We start from the raw sequence: 25,251 nt of genomic DNA, 5'->3' as shown, positions 1-25,251 counted from the left end.
TAGATAAAAAGGAGTACTTAATATGGATTTAAAAGAAACGTTTAAACAGGTAGAAGTTCTTCAAAATGTAAACTTGAATACATTAAAAGTGTTAGAAAACTATGGAAGTCTTAAAAGGATAAAAAAAGGAGAACATATTTTTAGAGACAAAGATCAGGTATCGGTTATATATATTGTAATTGAAGGTTTAGCAGCGCTATATAAAATTAATAGCGTAGGAGAGAAAAAGGTTATATTTGTATTTGGAAAAGGGAAAATGCTTAATGAAGTTATATTTCAAGAAATGTTTGCTTCTGTAAATTGTGAAGTGCTTGAAGAGGCCTTAATATTGTGTTTCCCAAAGGACAAACTTATAAAAATTATTGAAAAGGATTTTGAGCTTACAAAAGCTATTCTGGATTCTATGGCAATTAAAATCAGAAGATTATATCGTCAATTGAAAAACACTACCAACTCAATAAGAGGAGATAAAAAGATTGCAGCAAAACTGTGGAAACTATCTGGAGATTATGGAATTAAGGTTAAAGAGGGCATCAAAATTAATATGGAGCTTAGTATAACTTATTTAGCTGATATGCTTGGGTCTAAAAGGGAAACGGTGTCTAGACAGCTTAAAATTTTATCTGAAAAAAATTTAGTGATTTTAAAAAGAAATGAATTTATTATTCCAAATCGTGAGAAACTCAATAATTATTTTAAAGAGCCGTGATTAAAATCACGGTTATTTTTTTTATTTTTTGTTATATTTTTAACAAGAAATAAAAAGGGGGTTTTAATTGTGTTTGAAGAAGATTTTCAAGTAGTATCTAAAGCTGCAAAAACTAAGACTGACTTTTTAGATAAAAATCTTATAGGTTATTTTTTAGCAGCTGTACTAGCAGGTATGTATGTAGGATTTGGAGTTTTATTAATTTTTACAATTGGAGGTATGCTTAAAGGCATGGCCGCTGCTAAAATTGTGATGGGTGTATCCTTTGGAATCGCATTGAGTTTAGTTATAATAGCAGGCTCAGAACTATTTACAGGAAATAATATGGTTATGACAGCAGGAATGTTATCAAAAACTATTAAGTTTTCTAAAGCAATAAAATTATGGATTGTTTGCTTTATAGGCAATTTAGCAGGTTCTATTTTATTGGCATTTGTGTTTTATGGTGCTGGTTTATTAAATGGTTCTACAGCTCAATTTATTGCAGCATCAGCAGCAACTAAAATGCATATTGCTATAGTGCCTTTATTTTTAAGAGCAATACTTTGTAATATATTAGTCTGTTTAGCAGTGTGGTGTGGTTTTAAATGTAAATCCGAAAGTGGAAAGCTTATAATGATTTTCTGGTGCCTGTTTGCATTTATTACTTGTGGCTTTGAACACAGCGTTGCAAATATGACACTCCTTACATTAGGAATGTTAGCTCCACATAAGGCAGCTGTTAGTTTAGGAGGATACTTTTACAATATTGGTATTGTCAGTCTAGGAAATATGGTTGGAGCTATTTTATTTGTAGCGTTTCCGTACTTTATTATTTCAAGGAAAAAGAAAGGAGCATAATTATGGGCTATCGATTAACAAGAGAAAACTTAAATACTTTGTTTCATAAGTTAAAGGAAGATTATTTTATATATGCACCTAAACGTTTACTAGGGAAGGGAGCCTTTTCTGATACAGATAGAGTAAGATATGCAGCTATAGATAAGGTAGAAGAAATAGAGTTTGATGTAAAATCTGATTTTTCATTTAAGGAAGTTATAATGCCTATTTCGGAAACTTTATTTTTCTTTACTGAGGACAAGGTAAAAGAAGCAGAAGGTCCTAAAAAGGGGGCTGTTATCTTTTTAAGAAGCTGTGACCTTAATGCAGTAAAGCGTTTGGATCAGATTTATTTAAAGAATGGTTTTGAGGATCATTACTACAAACGTATTCGTGAAAAAGTGAAATTTATCTTAATGCCTTGCAGTTCTTCTTTTGAAAATTGTTTTTGTGTTTCTATGGGAACAAATAAAACAGATAAGTATGATTTAAGTATTGATAAAAAAGATGATTATTTTTATGTAGACAACAAAGAGGAAGTATTAGAAGAGTTTTTTAAAGAAGAAGGTTTAGAAGAGCTTGAAGTTAAGCCAGCTTTTGTAACTGAGAATAATATAAATGTAAAAGTTCCAGAGGGAATAACTAATAAAATATTTAATTCAAAGCTTTGGCAAGAATATGATGAGAGATGTATTAATTGTGGACGTTGTAATTTTGTCTGTCCAACTTGTACATGTTTTTCAATGCAAGATATTTTTTATACAGACAATAAAAAGGTTGGAGAGAGAAGAAGAGTCTGGGCATCATGTATGGTAGACGGCTTTACTGATGTAGCAGGCGGTGGAAAATATCGCAACAAAAATGGACAAAGAATGAGATTTAAAGTAATGCATAAGGTTTATGACTATAAGAAGAGAAATGGATATCATATGTGTGTAGGCTGTGGTAGATGTGATGATATTTGTCCTCAGTATATTTCATTTTCTAATTGCATTAATAAATTAGAGGATGCTATTAAGGAGGTAGAGGACAATGAGTAAAAACGAATATATACCTTTTCTTTCTGAAATTAAAGAAGTAATAAAGCATACGGACATAGAATACACCTTTCGCATGAGTTATGAAGGAGATGTAAAACCAGGTCAATTTTTTGAGGTTTCTATGCCTAAATATGGTGAAGCTCCTATTTCTGTAAGTGGCATTGGAGAAAACACAATAGATTTTACTATAAGACGTGTTGGTAAAGTTACAAATGAAGTCTTTGAACATTATGTGGGAGATAAGCTATTTTTAAGAGGACCTTATGGAAATGGCTTTGATGTAGAAAATTATAAGAATAAGGAAATAGTAATAGTAGCAGGAGGTACTGGTGTTTCTCCAGTAAGAGGGGTTGTGGAGTATTTTGCTAGAAATAGTAAAGAAGCTAAGGGTGTAACACTTATAGCAGGATTTAAGACTCCAAAGGATATTTTATTTAAAGATGATTTTAAACAGTGGAAAGATAATGTAAATATTATTTTAACAGTTGACTCAGCTGAAGGGGATGCTAATTTTAAAGAAGGTTTAGTTACAAAATATATTCCAGAGTTAGAATTGAAAAATGTGGAAGAAGCTTCAGCTATAGTTGTTGGACCTCCAGCAATGATGAGATTTAGTACTCAAGGTCTTTTAAATGTGGGCTTTAAAGAGGAAAATATATGGATTTCACAGGAAAGAAAGATGTGCTGCGGAATAGGAAAATGTGGCCATTGCAAGATTGATGATGTATATGTTTGTTTAGATGGTCCTGTATTTAATTTCACAAAAGGCAAAAATTTAATTGATTAGGAGGGACAGGAATGGATATTAATACAAAAAGTTTAAAAAAGAATGCCTTCCGTGTTACTAAGAGGAGAGGTATTACAGCTTCTAGAATACGTGTACCAGGAGGACACTTGGAAGCTAAATTTCTTTCTATGATTCAGAATATAGCAGAAACTTATGGAGATGGTTCTGTTCATATAACTAGCCGTCAAGGCTTTGAAATTCCAGGAATTAAGTTTGAAGATATGCCTAAAGTAAATGAACTTTTGCAGCCAATTATAGAAGGTCTTAATATCAATCAAGATACAGCTTTTAAGGGTTATAGCGCTTCAGGAACAAGAAATATAACTGCGTGTGTAGGAAATAGAGTATGTCCATATGGATGTTATGATACTACAGGCTTTGCTCAAAGAATAGAAAAAGCTGTATTTCCCCATGATTTACATTTTAAAATTGCGTTAACAGGATGTCCTAATGATTGTGCAAAGGTTAGAATGCATGATTTTGGTATTATGGGTATGACAGAGCCACATTATGATAGTGATGTATGCGTTAGCTGTGGTGCCTGTGTTAAGGTTTGTAAGAAGAAATCAGTGGGAGCTTTAAGTGCTGTAAATTATAAAGTAGTTAGAAACAGTGAAAAATGCATTGGCTGCGGAGAGTGCGTATTAAAGTGTCCTACAGGAGCTTGGACTAGAAGCGAAAAGAAATATTATAGATTAACACTTCTAGGAAGAACAGGAAAGAAAAATCCCCGTTTAGGAGAAGATTTTATAAAATGGGTAGATGAGGATAGTATTATAAAAATCATTCTTAATACCTACGATTATGTAACAAAGTACATTGATCCAAATGCTATAGAAGGTAAAGAACACATAGGTTACATTGTTGATCGTACAGGTTTTGAAGAATTTAAAAAGTGGGCGCTTAAGGATGTTAACCTTCCTGAAATAGCAGAGGTTTATACGCCGCTGTACTGGAAAGGTATAAAATATTAAATTATATTAAGAACATAAGGGTTAGAAATAGCTTTTATGTTCTTTTGTTATTTATGATACAATTATGGAGAGGTGTATAAAATGTACAGTATAATGATAGTTGAAGATGATAAGAAATTAAATAGTCTTATAAAAAGCCATCTTGAAAGGTATGGATATAAGACATTTCCTATAAAGGATTTTTCTAATGTTAAAAGTGAATTTATAAAAGATAAGCCTGATATGGTTTTGATGGATATAAATCTTCCGGTATATGATGGCTTTTATTGGTGTAGAGATATAAGGGCAATCTCAAAGGTACCAATAATATTTATATCTGCCAGAGATTCAGATATGGATCAGGTTATGGCTATAGAAAACGGTGCTGATGATTATGTAACTAAACCATTTTCTTATGATGTGCTTATTGCAAAAATAAAGGGAGTTATAAGAAGGGTTTATGGAAGTTATGCTAACAATGTAAGTAATGAAGTTTTTGAAACAAAAGGATTATTCTTATATATAAATCAAAGCGTAATTGAATACGAGGGTAAAAAGATAGAACTCAGTAAAAAAGAGTTTCAGCTGTTGTATTCTCTTCTTAAAAATGCAGATAAAATTGTCTCAAGAGAAACCTTACTTGAGATTTTATGGAACGATGTGGATTTTGTTGATGATAATACTCTGTCTGTAAATATGACTAGGGTTAGGAAAAGGTTAGAAGACATAGGAATAAGTAATGCTATAGATACTAAAAGAGGACAAGGGTATAGAATAAAAGTAAATTGGTAGAAAGTAGGAAAGGTGAAGAAATGAATTTTAAGGAATTTATTAAAGATAGAACATCGTATATAATAATCTATGGTTTAAGCACTGCAGTAGCTATTATAATAATGAATTTAACTTTGATAATAAATAGGGTCTATATTTCAAAAACTAATATATTATATGCTTTTCTTATTTCAGCAATTTTAATTATAGTGTTTTTAATGCATGATTATTATAAAAATAAAAGGTTTTATAATCAGTTGAATTTAATATTAAAAGCAGAAGAGGATTTAGATTCTATATTAAATTTAGGAAGAGGAAATACAGCGGAAGAGAAGCTGTTTAGAAAAATTTTGCTTAACGTATACAGACTTTCTGAGAATAAAACAGTAAAGTATGAAAAACAACATAAAGAGTACATATATTTTGTAAATCAATGGGTACATCAGATGAAAACACCTGTATCCGTTATTAATCTTACTCTTCAAGATGAAATTAATGAAGAAAATAAAGAGGTTTTTGAAAGTATATTGGAGGAAAATGAGAAGCTTCAGCATGGTATTGATATGATGCTTTACAATGCTCGACTTAATGAATTCAATCTTGATTTTAATGTGGAGGAACTTAGTATAACAAAAGTTTTAAGACAGGTTATTAATGACAACAAAAAATCTCTTATACGATATCATATATTTCCTAGAATAATTGAAGAAGAAGAGGTATTAGTTGAGACGGACAGAAAATGGATTAAATTTGTAATAAACCAGATAGTTATAAATGCTATAAAGTATTCTAAGACAGAAAAGGGAGATAAACATATAACCTTTGAAGTAAAAGAAGAGAAAAGTAAGATTATATTGAAGATAGTGGATGAAGGAATTGGAATACCAAAGGAAGATATAAATAGGGTGTTTGATGCCTTTTTCACAGGGAAGAATGGAAGAAAAACAGATGAATCTACAGGTATGGGAATGTACCTTTCAAAGAAAATATGTGGAGAACTAGGACATGATATCTTTGCTGAAACAAATAAGGTAAAAGGAGCTTCATTTTCTATTGTGTTTTATAAGGGCAAAAATATATTTAAACTGTAAGCTTTCAATATTGTAAGTTTAGATTTATATTTGAAAGGGAAATCGATAGGTAGATTTCTCTATTTTTTTTATAATGTACGTATAAAGTTTTTACTAGAAAGGAAGGATATTATGTCTGTATTAAAGGCTGAAAATATAACTAAGGTTTATGGAGACAAAAGAGGAGGACTTAAGGTAAAGGCACTGGATAAATTCAGTATAAGAGTTGAAAAAGGAGAGTTTGTAGGAGTTATGGGACCCTCAGGTAGTGGAAAAAGTACCTTGCTAAATATTTTGGCTACAATCGACACGCCATCTTCAGGAGAGCTTTTTATAAATGGAGTTAATTTAGCAGGACTTGATGAAAAGAATGCTGCCTTATTTAGAAGAAAAGAACTTGGTTTTATATTTCAGGATTTTAATCTTCTAGATTCATTATCAATAAAAGAAAATATAGCACTTCCATTGGTATTAGAAAAAATGAAGGTTAAGGAAATAGAAAAAAGACTTGAAGGTATTGCTGAAATACTAAATATTAAAGGGATATTAGAGAAAAGACCCTATGAAACTTCAGGAGGACAGCAGCAGAGGGCAGCTTGTGCAAGAGCTTTAATTCACAATCCAAGTATAATACTTGCAGACGAACCTACAGGAAATCTTGATTCAAAGGCGTCGCAAGATGTAATGGAGGCTCTAGAAAAGCTAAATAATGAAAAAGATACTACTATTATGATGGTTACTCATGATCCTTTTGCAGCAAGCTTTTGTAAAAGAATAGTAATGATTAAAGATGGAAAACATTTCTTGGAGATTGTAAAAGGAAGCAATCGTGGAGCCTTCTTTAAGGAAATTATGGATGCACTTACTGTAATAGGGGGGAGACAAAATGACCTTATATAGTATTATTCTAAAAAACATAAAGGGAAATTTAAATAAGTTCATAATGTATTATTTAAGTAATGTATTTGTTGTTATGGTATTTTTTATATTTGCTAATTTTATTCTTAATCCTAATGTAAAAAGTATAAAAACTATGGGGCAAATGGGAGCAGTTACTACAGAGGTAATGTATGGTTGCGAAATTATAATACTTATTTTTACTTTGGTTTTTACTAAATATTCTGTTTCAAGTTTTTTAAAGTCACGAGAAAAGGAATTTGGACTTTTGTCTATGTTCGGTTTAACTAAAAAGGAAATAAGAAGATATGTCATGGCTGAAAATCTTATTGTAGCCTTGCTTTCAATATTAACAGGACTTTTACTTGGAATATTATTTTCAAAGCTATTTTTTATGGCGGTTTCAGTAATTTTACATCTAAATTCAGAGCTTCCATTATTAATATCAATAAAAGCAGTAGTACTTACTGTTATATGCTTTTTAATACTGTTTCAGGGAACAGAAGCAGTTGTTAGCTTCAAAATTAAAAGCAATAATATTATAGAACTTTTAAAGGGAGAAAGAAAAGCAGACCCTATACCTAGGTTTTCTAAAAAGAAAGCAATAGGAGCTATAATTCTCATTGTAGCTGGTTATGTTTTAGCAGTGGTATCCTATCAAATAATAATATTTACTATGTTTATTATTTTAGGGCTGACGGTATGGGGAACCTACCTTCTTTATTCTCAATTTAGTGTATACTTCGCGAGTAAACTTCAAAGTAACAAAAAGGTTTTCTATAGAGGAATAAATATGATAACCTTAGCTCAAATAATATACAAATTAAGAGATAATGCAAAAATACTCTTTACAGTATCAATACTTTCAGCGGTAACGCTTACGGCATCTGCTAGTGTATATTCCTTTCAGAAAACTATTGAAAAGGAGATGTTTCTGAATTACCCACAGGACATAAGTTTTATTGAAAATGGTGAATTTTCTCATGAAATAATATCACCAGCTAAGGTTAAGGATAGCCTTAAAAATAGTGATAATGTAGTAGAAAACAAAGTACTCCTTATAAAGGCCAGTGTAAATGAAACTTTTAAGACCAGTGTTTCAAAGTATGGTAGCAAAAATGAAAAAGATTTTTATATTATGAAAAGCAGTGATTATAATAGACTAGCAAGTGAAGAGGGCAAAGATTTAATTGATGTTGAAAAAAATGAAGCGGTAATTCGTTCGTATAATTTTGATATAAAGGAAAATGAGAAAAGCTTTGATGATAATAACTATATAAACTTAAATATTGATGGGAAAAATATAAAATATAAACTTAAACAGGAGATAGGAGGGGGAATAATTAACGAGGATAAGGGGAGTACAAATACTCTTATATTAAATGATAAGGATTTTAAAAAGCTTAAAGAAAATGTAAAATCTAATGGTTTAAGTGTATATTATGGATACAATGTGAAGTACTTTGAAAAGTCAGAGAAATCTATAAAAAAATTAAAATTAGAAATTTCAAAGGATGTGAGAGATAGATTTATAGTAAGAACATTGAGATATAGTAAAAGTATGCAAGCTATGGCAGTTTTCTTTTTTATAGGTACTTTTATTTCAGTATTATTTTTTATAGCAACAGGAAGTATCCTTTATTTCAAGTTGTTTAATGAAATTCAGAAGGACAGACGTGAATTTGTAGCCCTTAAAAAATTGGGAGTATCAATAGAAGAAGTAAGAAAGATTATTAGCAGGCAATGTTTTATAATGTTCTTTTTACCTTTTGTAATAGCATTTTTGCATACAGCCTTTGCAATTAAGGCATTAAGTAATATTCTAGGTACAAGTCTTAGTGGATATTTGATGCTTATCGTAGGAATTTATTTAGCACTTCAAACGGTATATTTTAACTTTGCAAGGTATATGTACACTAAGCAAATAAATAATTGGGTATAAATATTGATAGTTAAATTTATCTGTTACGGAGGTTGGCAATAAAATTATACTATTGCCAACTTTTGGAGCGCGTGAAGAAAAGTCTGTAAATAAAAATAATAAGGCTTTCTATGGTAAAATAAAATCATAGGAGGCCTTTTATTATGGCAAGAAAAAAAGATATTTATAAGGTAAAACCAATGAATGAAGGAAAAAGAAATATTATATCAGCTCTTATAGAAGAGTATGATATTCAGTCAGCTGAGGATATTCAGGAAGCTTTAAAAGATCTATTAGGTGGAACTATTCAATCTATGCTTGAAGGTGAAATGGACGAGCATTTAGGCTATGAACCATATGAACGAGCCGAAACTACAAACTCAAGAAATGGGAAAAAACAAAAAAGAATTCGAAGCAAATATGGTGAGATGAATATAGATGTACCACAGGATAGAGAAAGTTCTTTTGAACCTAAAATAGTACAAAAACACCAGAAAGATATTTCTGGTATAGAAGAAAAAATTATTTCTATGTATGCTAAAGGATTAAGTACCAGACAAATTTCAGAACAAATTGAAGATATATATGGGTTTGAAGTTAGTGAAGGAATGGTTTCAAATATAACCAATAAACTTCTTCCTGAAATAGAAGCATGGCAACATAGACCTTTATCTACAGTATATCCAATTGTTTTCATTGATGCAGTTCATTTTTCCGTAAGGGAAAATAACGTTATACGTAAGCTTGCAGCTTACATTATTCTTGGTATAAATAATGAAGGCAGAAAAGAAGTACTTTCTATAAATATTGGAGAAAATGAAAGCAGTAAATATTGGCTTAGTGCTCTCAATGAATTAAAAAATAGAGGTGTTCAAGATATCCTTATCCTTTGTGCAGATGGTCTTACAGGGATAAAGGAATCTATATCAGTAGCTTTTCCAAATACTGAATATCAACGTTGTATAGTTCATCAAGTAAGAAATACATTAAAGTATGTTGCTGATAAAGATAAAAAAGAATTTGCAAAAGATTTAAAAACTATATATCATGCACCTTCTGAGGAAATTGCATATAAGCAATTAGAAGAAATCACTGAAAAATGGGAAAAACATTATCCTAACTCAATGAAAAGCTGGAAATCAAATTGGGATGCTATTAGCCCTATTTTTAAGTTCTCTGCTGATGTAAGAAAAGTTATTTATACTACAAATGCAATCGAAAGTCTCAACAGCACATACCGTAGATTAAATAGACAAAGAACTGTATTTCCAAGCGATACATCACTTTTAAAAGCTTTATACCTTGCTACTTTTGAAGCTACAAAAAAATGGCGTTTGCCACTAAGAAATTGGGGTAAAGTGTACGGTGAATTATCCATTATGTATGAAGGACGACTTACTGAATAAAAAGCTTAATATGCCAAAAACGCCTGTTTTTAAAGGCGTTCTTGACATACATATTTTTAGAATGTATATTTAAAACAAGATAGAAAGTAACTTTTCTGACAATCTTGTCTTTTAAAACTTACCATAGAAAGTTATTTTACAGAAAGAATTTTACACGCTCAACTTTTGTAGCAAAATAAAAATTATTTATCGGACATTTTTTTTTCAACAGATTCAATCATTTTTTTAGTCATTAAACCACCAACAGGTCCACCAATAAATCCATTTAATTTTTCAGGACCAGTATTTTTGTTTTCAAAACCAGCACCGATTTCATGTGCATATTCTTCTCTCATTTTTTTTAACCCTTCTTTTGCTTCTGGCACTAATGGACGCTTGCTCATAAATTACACCTCCTTGTGTAAATATAATAATGTTCTTTATTAGTCTTATGCTTTTATATAAAGATATACATATGAATTTTATGAGTAAAAGTAATTTGCATATATATACTTAAGTGGTTATTCTTATTGACAGAAAAGAAATTAAATGATAATTTAAAATGTGAAAAAAGTAACAAACAGAAAGAAGGAGTTAGTATGATGTATGGCGCTATTGAAGCAGGTGGAACAAAATTTGTTTGTGCAGTTAGTGATGAAAATCTAAATATTGTAGAGAGAGAGAGTATTAAAACAACAGTTCCAGAAGAAACTATGAAATTAGTATTTGAATTTTTTGATAAATTTAAACTTGAAGCTATAGGAATAGGATCTTTTGGACCAATTGATGTAAATAAAAAGTCAAAAACCTATGGATACATAACAAGTACACCGAAAAAAGGTTGGGCTAATTATAATTTCTTAGGAGCAGTTAAAGAGAGATATAATATTCCAGTAGGTTGGACTACGGATGTAAACGCTGCGGCACTTGGAGAACTAAAGAAGGGCGCAGCTGTTAATTTAGATAGCTGTCTTTATCTAACTGTTGGAACAGGAATAGGTGGAGGAGCAGTAATTAATGGAAATCTGCTTGAAGGATATGGACATCCAGAAATGGGACATATTTTAATTAGAAGACATAAAGATGATAAATATGAAGGAAAGTGTCCATTCCATAAAGATTGCTTAGAAGGTATGGCAGCTGGACCTAGTATAGAAGCTAGATGGGGTAAAAAGGCATATGAACTTACAAATGAAGATAAGGTTTGGGAAATAGAGGCTTATTATATTGCACAAGCACTTATGGTATATACTTTAACTTTAAGTCCAGAACGTATTGTGCTTGGAGGCGGAGTAATGAAGCAGCTTCAATTATTTCCTCTTATAAGAAAAGAACTGGAAAAGTTAATGGCAAATTATGTTTCTATGCCTAATTTAGATGAATATATAGTGCCACCAGCACTTAAAGATAATGCCGGAATAACAGGATGTTTGCTTTTGGCAATAGATACTAAATAATTTATATAAATTGCTTTTAGCCAACCAAGGAAGATTTTACAAATAGCAATATTAATATTTTGTTACATTAATATTTATTTATAGCGTAATAATAGTATAGAAAGCTTTTATTCTATTTTAGAATAAAAGCTTTCTATATTTTAGTTTATTTTGTAGTTTAGTAAACAAGAATATCCTGAAATACAACATAATATATGATTATATTAGCTACATGAGGAGGAAATGTATTGTGAGTGAGGAAGTTTTAATGGGAGAAATAAGCGATGAGGAGATACTAAGAGCTTTTAAAATAGTAATCCCTTATTTAAAAGAGGTTGTTAGAGAAGATATGGCATTTGGAATTACTAATCTGGAAAACTATGTAGGATATGAACCAGCAAAGGGATTTGATTTGAACTTAAAAGTTGGTTCTCCGGCGGTAGGTCTTGCAAAAGAAGCAATGCAAATCGGCAAAAGTATAAAGAACTCAATTTCAGCTGATGTTTTAGGAAAAGAAATTCAAGTATTGGTAACACCTATAAGGAATTCAAAAGGAAAAATTATAGGTTCAATAGGAAATGGAATAGATGTTGATGAAACTACAACTTTAATGAATAATGTAAAGGATATACTAGATTCTACCTATGAAGTAAAGGAAAGCATATTTAATATGGCGGATTTATCAATGCAAAATGCTAATGCAGGAAAAGATGCTATTAAAATAGTAAATGAAACTTTAAATACAGTTAAGCAAACCTCTGAAATACTTGAACTTATAAAGAATATAGCAGATCAAACAAATCTACTGGGACTTAATGCAGCAATAGAATCTTCAAGAGCAGGAGAGCATGGAAAGGGATTTTCAGTGGTAGCATCAGAGGTTAGAAAACTTGCTAATCAAAGTAAGGAGTCTGCAGCCAATATTAAAAAAATTATAGATAATATGAATTCGTCGGTGGAGAGTATTTCAAATGTGGTTAACAATACTGCAAAGGTCAGTGAACAGCAAGCTTCAGCAATGCAAAATTTAAACTCTAATATTGAGAATATAAACGCAAAAGTTAGTAAGTTAAATGAATTTATTAATAGATTCCAATAATGTATGATAAGTTGAGTTTAATTATTAAATTAAGTATATAAAAAGAACGTTTATGATTTTATTAAGGTAAAGTCTGTAAATGTTCTTTTTTGTTATAGTATGAATTTATTTAATGTACTATCTGATTTTAATTCTTTTACTATCAAATGGCCTATTTCGTTAGCTCCATTTTCATGAAAGTGTGTATTGTCGTTTACTCCATTTATGTAGTTTTTATTTTCTCCAGGTTTTAAATGTAAAAAAATATTTTTTGTCTTTTCAGCTCCTAGGCTTTCAAAGTAGTTCTTACTTATACGAGTCAAATCTATTAGCGTAACCTGTTCAGTATTTGCTAAATCTTTCATAGAATCAGGATACTTTCCATGAGAGCACTCAATATTGTTATTTTTATCAAAGGTTCTTCTTGAGACAGGCGTTATAAGTATTGGAATTGCACCATGCTGTCTAGCCCCGTTAATATATTGTTTTAAATATTCTTTGTAGCTGTTATCTGGATTTGAATATCTTGAAGGATCATACTTTTTCTCGTCATTGTGTCCAAATTGAATTAGTAAATAATCATTTTCTTTTATCTCTTTTAATATTTTATCTAATACACCTTCATCTATAAAACTTTTTGAACTTCTACCAGGTAAGGCATAGTTTCTGATAATGATATTTTCCTTAAAGTACTTTCCTATAAGTTGTCCCCAGCCAGCCATAGGAGCTTCATTGGCTGGGTAGTTTGCTACAGTGGAATCGCCAGCTAAAAAAATAGAAATAGTTTTTGTTATTGAATTTGTATGCATTAAAACATCTCCTTTGTATTTCAATGTTATATTAACAAATATTGTGTTTTATGTAAAGTATAATAAATAATAAAATATAATTAAATATATTATAAAAATACGAGTGAAATGCTTAATATAATTATCGAAAAAAATATAAATATGGTACGTTTATATAAAATATGAGATAATAAAGTAAATTACTAGGGAGTGATTTTATAATGCAGAATATGTTAAAGCCTCCTGTAGAGGCACTATATAAAGAAGAACTTAGGGCATTAAAAAATGATGATGATGGTATAAAACCAAGCAATTGGACATTGTCACCAAAATCAGTGCGAAAGTTCATACTTGGAAGTGATAAGCCCATTATATATAGAAATAAAGAAATAAAAATAAAGAAAAAGTTTTTTGGAAATGATGCTTTAGTAGAAAGGTGTATTATAACTCTTGCCGGAAATAGAGGACTTATGCTAGTTGGTGAACCAGGAACAGCAAAAACAATGTTATCAGAACTTTTAGCAGCTGCTATATGTGGCTATAGTAATAACACTGTACAAGGAACAGCAGGAACTACTGAGGATATGATTAAATATTCTTGGAATTACTCGATGCTTTTAAATGAAGGACCAACAGTTGAAGCATTAGTTAAAGCACCACTTTTTGTAGGAATGGAAAAGGGAATAATAACAAGATTTGAAGAAATCACAAGGTGTCCTTCAGAAATTCAAGATAGTTTAATAAGTGTTTTAAGCGATAAAGTTTTAAGTATACCTGAACTTGGTGAAGAAATAGGAGTTTTATTTGCAAAACCAGGTTTTAATGTTATAGGCACTGCAAATACAAGAGATAAAGGTGTTAATGAGATGAGTAGTGCTCTAAAAAGAAGATTTAATTTTGAAACTATAGTTCCTATAAGACATGTTTCTATGGAGGCTGAGATAATAATAAATGAAGTGGAAAAATTAAAAGATCAAGATAAAGTCAAAATGGAGGTAGATAAAAATGTTGCAGAGCTTTTAGCAATCACCTTTCATGAATTGAGGGAAGGGATATCATCTAATGGAATAAGAATAGATAAGCCTGCTTCTGTTATGAGTACTGCTGAGGCAGTATCAGTATACTACCAGACAATGATTTCTGGCTATTACTATGGAGAAAGTTCCATAAGTTTAGATTCGTTGGTGCAAAATATAATGGGAGCTATACTTAAAGAGACTAGGGAAGATATTCAAAAATTAAAAAATTATTTTAATGTTATAGTTAAGTCAAAAGCTGTAGAAGGTGGAGAACTATGGGAGAGTTATTACAAAGCAAGGAAATGGATAAAATAGAAGAGTTGTTTAAGGTTTTCTTTGATTTGAATTCAGAATTAGTGTTTTTTCCTATAAGGCACCATAGTCCAGCATGTGCTTATCATTTAAGAGATACAATTAATGAATATTCACCAGAAGTAATATTAATTGAGGGACCTTATGATGGAAATGAGATAATAGATTTTCTTTCTTATGAGGAAAATAAAGCTCCATTTGCTATTTATTATTGTTACTGTAATTCAAAGGAAAAGTATAGATGCTATTATCCTTTTTTAGATTATTCTCCAGAACTTGTTGCTATAAGAGAAGGAAAGAAGAAAAATATAAAAACAGAATTTATAGACTTATCTTATGGTGATATATTAGCTAATAGCGTATTAGGCAAAGGACTATTAAAGAGAGATGATAAATTAAGTTATAACGATGACTACCTTCTTTTTAAAAATAGATTTATAGAGTCGGTTTTAAAAAAGGAGAATTGTAGAGATTTTAATGAATTTTGGGAGAAGGATTTTGAAGTTAAAGGACTTTCTGAAAGCAAAGAAGTTTTTGTTAGAGATATCCTTTCTTATTGCTATTTGTCTAGATTATATAGTAAAGAAGAGGAACTTCTCCTTGAAGGCTGTATTCAAAGAGAAGCTTTTATGGCACAAAACATAAAGAAAGCCTGCCTGAAATATAAAAAGGTTCTTGTAGTTACAGGTGGTTTTCATACCTATGGAATAATAAAATTACTTAATACTGAAAACAAATTTAAATTGAAAAAGGCTAATAGAAGCGATACAGGAGTATATGTTATGCCATATTCTATGGAGGCTTTAGATAGTCTTAATGGTTATGCAAGTGGTATGCCATATCCAAATTTTTATGAAGAAGTATGGAAAAATATAGAGAAAAGTTCTGATAAACCTTATGAAGAAGCTGTACTTTTAAATTTAATTGAGACGGGAAAATTAGTGAGAAAGAATGATGGATGTCTTTCAACCTTTGATGAAATATGTGCATTTGATATGGCAGGTGGACTTTCTAGCCTTAGGGAAAAGAATAGTCCTGGAGTATATGAACTTATAGATAGTGTAATCTCTTCATTTATAAAAGGTGATCTGAATGTAGCTACTAAGGGGCCGCTTGAAATTTTATATAAGCACATTAGAGGAAACAAGGTAGGAAGTCTTTGCAGTTCTTTTAATATGCCACCTTTGTATTATGATTTTAAAAATACTACAGATAAGTACAAGCTTAAAGTAAATATAAGCTTAAGGCAGGAACTTTCTTTGGACATATTTTCGTCCCAAAAGCATAGAAAAATAAGCTGTTTTATGTATAGAATGCAGTTTCTAAATACTGATTTTTGTAATAGGATTAAGGGACCTAATATTATTTTAAAGAAGAATTTGAATTTAGTTAGAGAAATATGGAATTATAGATGGAGCGCAGCGGTAGATTCTGCTTTAATTGAAAATTCGGTTTATGGTGGAACTTTGAAGGAAGCTACAACCTATATTATAAGAAAAAGGTTAAAAGATACTTCTTCAAATTCAGCTATGTTATCAAAAATTTTAGTGGATACCTTCAATATGGGGCTTGATGATGCATTTTCTTTAACAATAGATTGTCTTGAAAAAGTTATTTCAGAGGATGGAAATATATATTCTCTAATTGAGTGTATGCATTATCTTAATTATATTAGCAGCATGAAAGAACTATATTTTATGAATTCAATTATTAAGCTTGAAGATATAATTTTTAGCATTTATAGTAAGGCATGCATACTTATTAAGGGCATTGCTAATATACCAGAAGAAGAAACCTTAAAGGGAATTAATGTCTTAAAGGAGCTATTTAATATAGTTCTAAACAGAGAACTTAAAATAGATGATATTTTGTTAAGGGAAGCCTTAATAAGCCTTATTAAAGTGAAAGACGTAAATGCCGGAATTGAGGGTGCAGCATATGGAATACTTTATGGAATGAATGAGTTTAAACAAGATAAAATTAAAAAAGCAGTGGAAGGATATATTCTTGGAACTAAAGGTAAGGTTCTTAATGCACCAAAGTTTTTAAATGGACTTTTTTCAACTGCAAGAGATTTAGTATTTGTAGAAAGTTCAATATTAAAAGCTATAGATAAATTTCTAAATACAGTTACTGACGAAGAGTTTTTTAAGATTATGCCGGAATTAAGACTTGCTTTTAGTTATTTTATTCCTAGAGAAATAGATGAAATTGGTGAAAAGGTTGCTGGAATTTGTAATATTAATAAAAAGCATTTTGATAGCCTTAAAGATGTATCTTCAGATATTTTAAAGCTAGGTTCTTATATAGATGTATATGCTACGGATAAAATGAAAGAGGAGGGATTCTTAATTGAACAATATAAATAAGTGGAGACTTATACTTGGAAAATATTCTGATTCAAGAATACCCTTTGAAGAAAATAATGCAAAATACATAGAAATGGACGATTTACTAGAGTTCTTATACTCAAGAGAATACAGTGAAAAGGATGGAATAAAAGGTAGGGGAAGTTTGGCACCGTCAAATTTAACTGTTCCAAAGTGGATAACTAGTATAAGAAAACTCTTTCCAAAAGAAACCGTTGAGATTATGGAGAAGCATGCTATAGAAAGATATAAGCTTACAGAGATGTTAACCAATAAAGAAGTGCTTGAAAAATTGGAACCCAACAGGGAACTTTTAAAGAGTATACTTCAAATGAAGCACCTTATGCGGGGGGAAGTTTTAGATGCAGCAAAGGCTATTGTAAAAAAAGTTGCAGAGGATATAACTAAAAGTATTGAAAGTGACATTAAGAATTCAATTACAGGAATAATTAATAAAAATAAATCAACAACGCTAAAGTCCTCAAGGAATATAGATTTTAAAAAGACAATAAAAATGAATCTTAAGAATTATGATATTGACAAAAAGACCATTAATGTAGATAAAATATACTTTAATGAAAGAGTTAAAAGATTTAATCCCTGGAGAATAATAATAGCAGTTGATGAAAGCGGTTCTATGCTTGATTCTTTAATTCATAGTGCAATTATGGCAGGTATATTTTCAAAACTTCCTATGCTAAAAACAAATCTTGTTATATTTGATACGGAAGTGGTAGATTTAACTAATTACGTTGAAGATGCTGTTGAAACCCTTATGAGCGTGCAGCTTGGTGGTGGAACTAATATAACAAAAGCATTAACTTATTGTGAAGGGTTAGTTGAAAATCCTCATAGAACAATACTAGTTTTAGTCACAGATTTATATGAAGGATATAGATATAATGAACTTTATAGGAGGGTAAAATCTATTATTGAAAGTGGAACAAAGCTTATAGTTCTTACATCACTTGATATTAAAGCAGCTCCTTCCTATGATAAAAATGCAGCGTTAAATATGACGAAGCTTGGAGCAGAGGTTGCGGCTATAACACCAGGGAGGTTAGCAGATTGGATAGCAAAGATAATTTCCTGAAAAAAATAAGTGTATTTGTTGAAAGCATAAATGAGGCTTATCTTATAGGAATAAGTAACAAGGGAATTGTTAAGAGGGCACAAAAGGATCTTTTAAAGATTGAAAGTATAAAGTATGAAATTAAAGATTCATATATACGATTTGAATTCGATGATATAGTGTGTTATATAGAAGAAAACATAAATAAGTATAAGTGCAGCTGCCCTTCAAGGAGTATTTGTAAGCATATTATTATGGCATATTTGCATTTACTTGAAAATAAAGATGAAATTTTTCAGTTAAAAGATATAAATCAAGTAAAGAAAGATTATCTTAAAATAATAGAAGATTTTAAAATAGAAGAAATAAAGAAGAAAATAGGAGAAAAAAAATTACAGAATATACTTAATAAAATAGAAAACGGAGTGAATTTTGAGGTAAATGAAGGCTCTATTGTGGAAGTTATTCTTAAGGATGAGGACGCATCGGTTAAGCTTTTGGGACAAAGTGAAAATTATATATGCAGCTGTAAGAATAAAGATTTTTGTACTCATAAAGCAGAAGCGATTATTTTATATAAATTGAAAAAGGGATTTGTTACCTTAGAGGAACTTAAAAAGTTTAAGCCAAAAGCCGTAGAATTTGATGAAGAAAGGTTTAAAAAAGCTTCATTAAAAGTGCAAGAAGAAATTGAAAAAATACTGGTTACAGGACTTTCAAGAGCATCAATAACCACATTAGACAGATTAAATAATTTATCAATAATATGTCATAATTATGGGCTTTTCAATTTTGAGAAAACTGTAAGAAGAATTAAAGAAGATTTCTCTCTTTACTTTAATAAAAATGCATCTTTTATAAAAGAAAAGCTATTAAATGAGCTTACTTCACTGTACTCTAAGGCGGGTTTTCTTTATAATTCAAAGGATTCTAATAGCTTAAAACAATTAGTAGGTGAATTTAAAAGCTCCTATTATGAAATTCCTCCTTTAGTGCTTAGTGGTTTTGCAGCTGAGAGGTGGAAAAGCAATTCAGGTTATGAAGGGATTACTTATTATTTTATGGATAACATATCAGCACATATATATACTTATAATGATTTGATGCCAACATATTATGATGAAGTACAAAAAAAGAATTGGAACAGTAATTCTCCTTGGAAGTTAAATTGCAGTATATGCGATTTAAGCAGTATAAGTTTTAAATTATTTTATGCTAGGTCTAATTTCAAAAGAAGATTATCTTCAAGCTCTAAGTCTTATGGAACAATAATTGATAAAACTAGTATATATGAATTAAATAGAGATGAAATAACCTATGATGATTGGAATTCTGTTTTAGAAAATATATTTATGAATGAAAAAAAGGAAGAGAATTATAATATGATTTTTCTTAATGTATCTAAGTTTGGAGCTACAATGTTTAAAGATGTAAATGGGGAATTTATAGTACCTATCTATGATAAAAACAATGGAATAATTAATTTATCTGTAAAAGATTCTACTAGGACAAAAGATATGATAAGGAGAATTGAAAGAATAGTAAAACGCCAAAAATCAAATTGTTTTTTTGGAAGGGTTTATATAGAAAATGGAGAATTAAGATTCTTTCCTATAAGCTGTTATGATAAAATTGGAGAAATAAATAATTTAACTCTTTAGGGGTGATAACGTGAAGGAGTATAGAGAGATCAAGAGAATTATAAATGAAGTTCAAGATAATATAAGAGATTTGTTTTTTAGTGGATTTAATTCTCCTCATGAAGTTACTGTAAGGGAGTTTTTAAGATTAAGCACTATTTTAGAAAGTGTAGGCATGAAATATGGTGCTTTAAAATTAAAGAATATAGTAAATGAATTTAATAAAAAAAGACATAGCTTTGATTTTAACTATGCAAGATTAACTCATGAATATTGTGAATTAAATGAGTACCTTAGTATTATTAGCCAAAAGCTTCAGCTTATGATTTTAAAACAAAAGATAACTTAGGAGGTAAAAATGAATTTAAAAGAGCACTTATTAGATAAAATATCAAAGGCACTTGAACAGTTAGAAATACATGAAAATATCATAGAAAAATTACCGGATTATATAGAAGACAAAATTAGTGAAACAGAATTTTTAAGTTTATTGCCAAGGCTTGATTTTAATACATTTTCTTATGACGACGTAGAAGAAGTTGTAGAAGCTTACAAAGCTATAAATAGTTATAGAGAAAGTAAGTATCTAAAAAAATACATAGACATATTGTTCTCTTTGGGTGAGGTTTCAGCTATTAAAATAATTACAAAAGCTCAGTATGTTTTATATGATTATACTTTAAATGAGTATATGAAAGCGGGAATAGAGAAATATATAGTTTTAGCCTTGTATTTAGAACATATAACCTTTGATTATGCTAGATTAAATAAGAGGGATTTTAAAATTATATATGATATATGCAGGGAAAGTCCTAAGGATGTGGTTAAGGCTGCGAAATTTGCAGGAGAAAATTCAAGGATGATTCTCTATTCTGTATATTGCAGCAGCACGGACATTGAAAAGGATAGTATCTATGATGATTTTCTAAGAAGTATAGAATGTAGTTTTGTGGACTCAATAGATAGATTGTATGATAAAAAATTACCATCAAATGTAACAAGCCCTGTAAAGGAATTTTTAAAGGGAAATATAGATAAGATTGAAGAAGAAATTCTGGATAAAATTAAAGTACATAAATATGATATATACATATTTAAGATTTTGGCTCTATTTTCAACTTTAAATTTAGATAAGTCACCTGTTCTAAAAAGAATTATGCAATTTTTATCTGAAGTGGATTATAAAAATACTTTAGATTTTGCTTATGACAATATAAAGAAAGTTGATTCTATAGAAATATACAAGGCTTTTGGAATATCTTTAAAGTATTATATTAGTTGGTACGTTAAAAAATTTATAGGATCAAATGATTTGAAATATGTATTAAAAAAGAAATACGAAGAAGATAAGGAAGCTTTTGAAGAGGCTATAAAAATAAGTGAAGGTTATGTAAGAAGTGAATTAATAAAATTTATGCTTAATACAAGTAAAAGGCAAAAATACATTAAAGAGCTTTGTTATGACTGCATAAATATATTCACAAAAACATTTTCAAGTAGAGAAATTTCATTAGAAAAAATAAATGAAATACAAGAATTTCTATGTAGTGAAAAATCTATTTTGAAAATTGAAAACACTATAAAAGAGACGGATTTTGGTGAGGATTTTCCTTGGGGAGTTATGGATGACTTAATTGGAATTCTTTATCTTTTACCTAAAGGAGAGGATATAAGCCTTAGTGTATATGAACGTACTATTGTGCTTTTAGGCGCGTTAGGCTATCAGGGGGTTATTAGAAGACTTGCTTGCAATTATGAAAATGGTAAAGTTAAATATGTAAAAGAAAAATTCGATAATATATTTAATTTATTTGAAAAGTATGGTTTAGCTGTAGAAATGCAAATGAAAACAATTGATAATATGATAAATTATTATGATTGTACAGTTGAAGAAATAGATGCACTTAAAGCAGTATTAGAAAAACTCATAGATAAAAATTCAATGGAAGTTATTAAAAATATAAAAAGCCTTTCTGTGGAGGGAAAGTGTGTATTTTTAGATCATGCTTTTATAATTAAAGAAGAGGATAGTATGAAACAAATTATAGATATGTTTGGGGATGCATCTAAAAGAGTTAGAGAACGATTTGTAAAATTATTTATAGGAAAATTAGAATTTATTAATTTAATAATAGAAAAATTAAAATCAAAAAAGAAGAGCGAAAGAGAAGTTTGTGTAAATATTTTATCAGAATGGTTAATGGATGAAAAAACCAAAGGAGAAACTAAAGATAGGATTAAAAAAACATTGAGTGAAGTTCTTAAAACAGAAAAAAATGATAAGTTAAAAAAAGCACTTCTTGATGTTTTGAGTCTTGAAAAAAAGTTTAAGACTAATGAAATTAAAGATGTAGAAATTACTAAAAAGTTGGTTAAAGAAAATAAAAGTAATTCTCTTTCTTGGCTTGAATTGGATTCACTTTCAAAGGTAAGGTTAAAAGGAAAAGAAGAATTTTGTGAAAATGATTATTTAAAAGCGCTTATTATTTGTTACTCTTCACTTAAGGAAATAGGAGTAAGTTATGAGGGGAATAATCTTTCACAAAAGTTAAATAAAATAGATCTTCAAATATTTGCAAATCAGGTTTTTGATATCTGGTTTTCAAAGGGTGCAGAAGCCAAAAAGAGATGGGTTTTAAGCTTTAGTTCAGTGTACGGAGGAAATGAAATAGTATCAAAGCTTGAAAAACGCATAAATGAATGGTCAAAGAATTCTAGGGGAGCTATTGCAAGTGAAGCGGTAAAAGCTTTGGCTATAAATGGAAGTAATGAAGCACTCTTAATAGTAGATGGAATTTCTAGAAAGTTTAAGTTTAAACAAGTTAAAAAGGCAGGACAAGAGGCTCTTAAAATTGCCGCTAAAGCTTTAAATATTTCTGTAGAAGAACTTTCAGATAGAGTGGTTCCAACTTTAGGTTTTAATAAAAGAGGGGAAAGAATATTTGATTATGGAATAAGGAGGTTTGCAGTAAGATTGATGGAGGATTTAACGCTTCAGGTTTACGATGAAAATGAAAAGAAGCTTAAGGCTCTCCCATCCCCAGGTAAAAGAGATGATGAAACAAAAGCAAAAGAAGCTTATGCAGAATACAAAATGTTTAAAAAACAGCTAAAAACAGTAAAAGCAGTTCAAACTAATAGATTAGACTTAGCACTTTCTACAGAAAGAAAATGGTTAAGGGATGAATGGATTAATTTATTTGTAGAAAATCCTATTATGCATAGCTTTGCAATAGGTCTAGTATGGGGTGTGTATAAGGAGTCTAAGCTTTTAGATACCTTTAGATATATGGAGGATGGAACTTTCAATACAAAAGATGAAGATGAGTTTGAGATTTCAGAAAATCACAGTATAGGACTAGTTCATCCGTTAGAGTTAAATAATGAAGATTTAGAACTTTGGAAGCAGCAGCTTTCAGATTATGAAATTATACAGCCCATTAGACAATTAGAAAGAGAAGTATTTCAGGTCAACGAAGAGGAAAAAGGAAAGGAGTATATAGAGAGATTCGGAGGAATGATTATAAATGGACTTTCACTTTCGGGAAAAATAATGAATTATGGTTGGTCAAGGGGTTCTATTTTAGATGCAGGAGTCTACTATGAATTTTATGCAGAAGATGATAAATTAAACATAGGTGCTGAATTAAAATTTGAAGGCTTGGGTGTAGGATATGAAAATGAAGATACTACAATCTATACTTTGAGATTTTATAAAGCAAATACAGTTAAAAGAGGCAGCTATGTATATGATGAAATAAAAAAAGCTAATGTTATAAAACCAGAGGAAGTACCTAGTAGATATTTTAGTGAAATACTTTATCAAGTAAGTAATGCAGTAGCATCTAGTAATGTAGTAGATGATAATTGGAAAAAGAAATCGGGAATTAAATTTTAATTTAAATTATAAAAAGAGATTGTAGAGGAATAAATTTACTACAATCTCTTTTTATATAGTTATATATGAACAAATTTTAATATTTGTACGTATCAATTGTTGAAAACAAGTAGGATAGAAAATAAAAAGAAAACGAGTATAAATGCTGTATACATAATGTAAACCTTGTCAATTACATATCAAAATTTTGAAAAAAGCGCAATGAGGAGGTATAATTATGATAATATATACGTATATATTATCATAATTATACTTATTTGTACTGATAAGGAGTGTTTGGAATGAAAGATGAAAAAATGTTAAATCCTATTGTTATTCAAAGAGCAGACCCTATGATATACAAGCATAGTGATGGTTGTTATTATTTCACAGCATCAGTTCCTGAATATGATCGAATAGAAATAAGAAAAGCTAAAACAATAGAAGGACTTAGAAATGCTGAAACTAAGGATGTATGGAAAAAGCATGAAAGTGGAGAAATGAGTAACCTAATTTGGGCGCCGGAAATACATTTCATTAATGGAGCTTGGTATATATATTTTGCAGCAGCACCAGATAAGAACATAGATGATGATACTTTTAATCACAGAATGTTTGTTATAGAAAACGTAAACGAAGATCCTTTTACTCCGAATTGGACAGAAAAAGGGCAAATAAAAACAGGCTGGGAAACTTTTTCTCTTGACGCCACTGTTTTTCAGCATAATGAAAAGCTTTACTATGTGTGGGCACAACAAGATATTAACATCAAAGGACATTCGAATATATATATAGCAGAAATGGAAAACCCTTGGACACTCAAAACAAAACCCGTTATGCTTACAAAACCAGAGTTAGAGTGGGAGATACGTGGATTTTGGGTTAATGAAGGTCCAGCAGTATTAAAAAAGAATGGAAAAATCTTTATAACGTATTCAGCTAGTGCTACTGATGTGAATTATTGTATGGGAATCTTAACCGCAGATGAAAGTAGTAATTTACTTGATAAAAATTCCTGGACAAAATCACAAACACCAGTATTTAAAAGCAGCATGGAAAATCATCAATATGGACCAGGTCACAACAGCTTTACTGTTTCAGAGGATGGAAAGGATGATATTTTAGTTTATCACGCAAGAAACTATACAGAAATTAAGGGCGACCCGCTATATGATCCTAACAGACATACAAGGGTACAAATTATAAATTGGAGGGCAGATGGAACGCCTGATTTTGGAGTGCCAGAAAAAGACAGTCCTGAAATAGAAACTCCAGTAAAAGCATAAGAAAATATATTTTAATAGGGGG

Annotated in this window: 21 protein-coding genes; 19 read left to right on the top strand and 2 right to left on the bottom strand. The window is 29.9% G+C overall.

All coding sequences use genetic code 11. The features are described from left to right. The first annotated feature begins 22 nt into the window (after positions 1-22). The 10 genes from CLFE_RS12925 (at position 23) to CLFE_RS12880 (ending at position 10,373) form a co-directional block, all read left to right on the top strand. Positions 23-709, top strand: a complete 687-nt coding sequence (locus CLFE_RS12925; RefSeq protein WP_077895368.1) for a Crp/Fnr family transcriptional regulator — start codon at positions 23-25, stop codon at positions 707-709. 69 nt (positions 710-778) lie between these two features. After that, the gene (locus CLFE_RS12920; RefSeq protein WP_077852644.1) at positions 779-1,549 is read left to right on the top strand and encodes a formate/nitrite transporter family protein; all 771 of its coding nucleotides are present in this window, start codon (positions 779-781) and stop codon (positions 1,547-1,549) included. A 2-nt stretch (positions 1,550-1,551) separates the two neighbouring features. Then, entirely contained in the window at positions 1,552-2,568 is a 1,017-nt protein-coding gene (gene asrA, locus CLFE_RS12915; protein ID WP_077895367.1) for an anaerobic sulfite reductase subunit AsrA, read from the top strand. After that, the gene (gene asrB, locus CLFE_RS12910) at positions 2,561-3,355 is read left to right on the top strand and encodes an anaerobic sulfite reductase subunit AsrB (protein WP_077895366.1); all 795 of its coding nucleotides are present in this window, start codon (positions 2,561-2,563) and stop codon (positions 3,353-3,355) included. Before asrA ends, asrB begins: the two co-directional genes overlap by 8 nt. An 11-nt stretch (positions 3,356-3,366) precedes the next feature. Next, positions 3,367-4,329 carry a sulfite reductase subunit C gene (asrC, locus tag CLFE_RS12905; protein WP_077834244.1) on the top strand — a complete coding sequence of 321 codons (963 nt, stop codon included), beginning with the start codon at positions 3,367-3,369 and terminating at the stop codon, positions 4,327-4,329. Positions 4,330-4,410: 81 nt separating this feature from the next. Then, complete coding sequence (locus CLFE_RS12900) at positions 4,411-5,100, top strand: response regulator transcription factor (RefSeq protein ID WP_077895365.1); 690 nt, start codon at positions 4,411-4,413, stop codon at positions 5,098-5,100. 20 nt (positions 5,101-5,120) lie between these two features. Then, a complete protein-coding gene (locus CLFE_RS12895; RefSeq protein ID WP_077895383.1) occupies positions 5,121-6,170 on the top strand; it encodes a sensor histidine kinase in 1,050 nt (349 codons plus the stop codon). 111 nt (positions 6,171-6,281) lie between these two features. Further along, positions 6,282-7,049: an ABC transporter ATP-binding protein gene (locus CLFE_RS12890; protein ID WP_077834242.1), complete on the top strand. Its 768-nt coding sequence runs from the start codon at positions 6,282-6,284 to the stop codon at positions 7,047-7,049. Beyond that, on the top strand, positions 7,036-8,988 hold the full coding sequence (locus tag CLFE_RS12885; RefSeq protein WP_077895364.1) for an ABC transporter permease: 1,953 nt from the start codon (positions 7,036-7,038) through the stop codon (positions 8,986-8,988). The genes CLFE_RS12890 and CLFE_RS12885 overlap by 14 nt, the downstream gene beginning before the upstream one ends. A gap of 179 nt (positions 8,989-9,167) precedes the next feature. Then, entirely contained in the window at positions 9,168-10,373 is a 1,206-nt protein-coding gene (locus CLFE_RS12880; protein ID WP_250944772.1) for an IS256 family transposase, read from the top strand. A gap of 182 nt (positions 10,374-10,555) precedes the next feature. Here CLFE_RS12880 and CLFE_RS12875 read toward each other — a convergent pair whose 3' ends face one another. Beyond that, on the bottom strand, positions 10,556-10,756 hold the full coding sequence (locus CLFE_RS12875) for an alpha/beta-type small acid-soluble spore protein (RefSeq protein WP_077834240.1): 201 nt from the start codon (positions 10,754-10,756) through the stop codon (positions 10,556-10,558). 126 nt (positions 10,757-10,882) lie between these two features. Here CLFE_RS12875 and CLFE_RS12870 point away from each other — a divergent pair, with 126 nt between their 5' ends. Next, positions 10,883-11,809 (top strand): ROK family protein, encoded by a 927-nt coding sequence (locus CLFE_RS12870; protein ID WP_432706047.1) that lies wholly within the window; start codon positions 10,883-10,885, stop codon positions 11,807-11,809. Positions 11,810-12,038: 229 nt separating this feature from the next. After that, positions 12,039-12,887, top strand: coding sequence for a methyl-accepting chemotaxis protein (locus CLFE_RS24275; protein WP_284738932.1), 849 nt, complete (start codon positions 12,039-12,041; stop codon positions 12,885-12,887). A gap of 92 nt (positions 12,888-12,979) precedes the next feature. Here the strand turns inward: CLFE_RS24275 and CLFE_RS12860 are convergent, their stop codons facing one another. After that, positions 12,980-13,675 carry a rhamnogalacturonan acetylesterase gene (locus CLFE_RS12860; RefSeq protein WP_077895414.1) on the bottom strand — a complete coding sequence of 232 codons (696 nt, stop codon included), beginning with the start codon at positions 13,673-13,675 and terminating at the stop codon, positions 12,980-12,982. A gap of 200 nt (positions 13,676-13,875) precedes the next feature. On the opposite strand from CLFE_RS12860, the gene CLFE_RS12855 reads away from it, so the two are divergent. The 7 genes from CLFE_RS12855 to CLFE_RS12825 all read left to right on the top strand — a co-directional run bounded on the left by CLFE_RS12855 (position 13,876) and on the right by CLFE_RS12825 (position 25,229). Beyond that, entirely contained in the window at positions 13,876-14,988 is a 1,113-nt protein-coding gene (locus CLFE_RS12855; protein WP_077895413.1) for an ATP-binding protein, read from the top strand. Further along, on the top strand, positions 14,949-17,354 hold the full coding sequence (locus tag CLFE_RS12850; protein WP_242951727.1) for a DUF5682 family protein: 2,406 nt from the start codon (positions 14,949-14,951) through the stop codon (positions 17,352-17,354). Before CLFE_RS12855 ends, CLFE_RS12850 begins: the two co-directional genes overlap by 40 nt. Further along, on the top strand, positions 17,338-18,447 hold the full coding sequence (locus CLFE_RS12845) for a VWA domain-containing protein (protein ID WP_077895412.1): 1,110 nt from the start codon (positions 17,338-17,340) through the stop codon (positions 18,445-18,447). The genes CLFE_RS12850 and CLFE_RS12845 overlap by 17 nt, the downstream gene beginning before the upstream one ends. Further along, on the top strand, positions 18,423-20,087 hold the full coding sequence (locus CLFE_RS12840; RefSeq protein ID WP_077895411.1) for an SWIM zinc finger family protein: 1,665 nt from the start codon (positions 18,423-18,425) through the stop codon (positions 20,085-20,087). Before CLFE_RS12845 ends, CLFE_RS12840 begins: the two co-directional genes overlap by 25 nt. A gap of 10 nt (positions 20,088-20,097) precedes the next feature. Continuing rightward, a complete protein-coding gene (locus CLFE_RS12835; protein WP_077895410.1) occupies positions 20,098-20,415 on the top strand; it encodes a hypothetical protein in 318 nt (105 codons plus the stop codon). Between the two features lie 9 nt (positions 20,416-20,424). Continuing rightward, the gene (locus CLFE_RS12830; RefSeq protein ID WP_077895409.1) at positions 20,425-23,964 is read left to right on the top strand and encodes a DUF4132 domain-containing protein; all 3,540 of its coding nucleotides are present in this window, start codon (positions 20,425-20,427) and stop codon (positions 23,962-23,964) included. Positions 23,965-24,245: 281 nt separating this feature from the next. After that, positions 24,246-25,229: a glycoside hydrolase family 43 protein gene (locus CLFE_RS12825; protein ID WP_077834232.1), complete on the top strand. Its 984-nt coding sequence runs from the start codon at positions 24,246-24,248 to the stop codon at positions 25,227-25,229. Positions 25,230-25,251 lie beyond the last annotated feature (22 nt).

It is taken from the genome of Clostridium felsineum DSM 794 (assembly GCF_002006355.2).
Lineage (GTDB): Bacteria > Bacillota > Clostridia > Clostridiales > Clostridiaceae > Clostridium_S > Clostridium_S felsineum.
This window is presented reverse-complemented; position numbering and strand designations above follow the sequence as displayed.

Bases quoted from the DNA above. Each gene is read 5' to 3' on its own strand.
- asrA (WP_077895367.1), top strand. From the start codon at position 1,552: ATGGGCTATCGATTAACAAGAGAAAACTTAAATACTTTGTTTCATAAG.
- CLFE_RS12860 (WP_077895414.1), bottom strand. From the start codon at position 13,675: ATGCATACAAATTCAATAACAAAAACTATTTCTATTTTTTTAGCTGGC.
- CLFE_RS12885 (WP_077895364.1), top strand. From the start codon at position 7,036: ATGACCTTATATAGTATTATTCTAAAAAACATAAAGGGAAATTTAAAT.
- CLFE_RS12895 (WP_077895383.1), top strand. From the start codon at position 5,121: ATGAATTTTAAGGAATTTATTAAAGATAGAACATCGTATATAATAATC.
- asrB (WP_077895366.1), top strand. From the start codon at position 2,561: ATGAGTAAAAACGAATATATACCTTTTCTTTCTGAAATTAAAGAAGTA.
- CLFE_RS12880 (WP_250944772.1), top strand. From the start codon at position 9,168: ATGAATGAAGGAAAAAGAAATATTATATCAGCTCTTATAGAAGAGTAT.
- CLFE_RS12855 (WP_077895413.1), top strand. From the start codon at position 13,876: ATGCAGAATATGTTAAAGCCTCCTGTAGAGGCACTATATAAAGAAGAA.
- asrC (WP_077834244.1), top strand. From the start codon at position 3,367: ATGGATATTAATACAAAAAGTTTAAAAAAGAATGCCTTCCGTGTTACT.
- CLFE_RS12850 (WP_242951727.1), top strand. From the start codon at position 14,949: ATGGGAGAGTTATTACAAAGCAAGGAAATGGATAAAATAGAAGAGTTG.
- CLFE_RS12890 (WP_077834242.1), top strand. From the start codon at position 6,282: ATGTCTGTATTAAAGGCTGAAAATATAACTAAGGTTTATGGAGACAAA.
- CLFE_RS12875 (WP_077834240.1), bottom strand. From the start codon at position 10,756: ATGAGCAAGCGTCCATTAGTGCCAGAAGCAAAAGAAGGGTTAAAAAAA.
- CLFE_RS12900 (WP_077895365.1), top strand. From the start codon at position 4,411: ATGTACAGTATAATGATAGTTGAAGATGATAAGAAATTAAATAGTCTT.
- CLFE_RS12825 (WP_077834232.1), top strand. From the start codon at position 24,246: ATGAAAGATGAAAAAATGTTAAATCCTATTGTTATTCAAAGAGCAGAC.
- CLFE_RS12925 (WP_077895368.1), top strand. From the start codon at position 23: ATGGATTTAAAAGAAACGTTTAAACAGGTAGAAGTTCTTCAAAATGTA.
- CLFE_RS12830 (WP_077895409.1), top strand. From the start codon at position 20,425: ATGAATTTAAAAGAGCACTTATTAGATAAAATATCAAAGGCACTTGAA.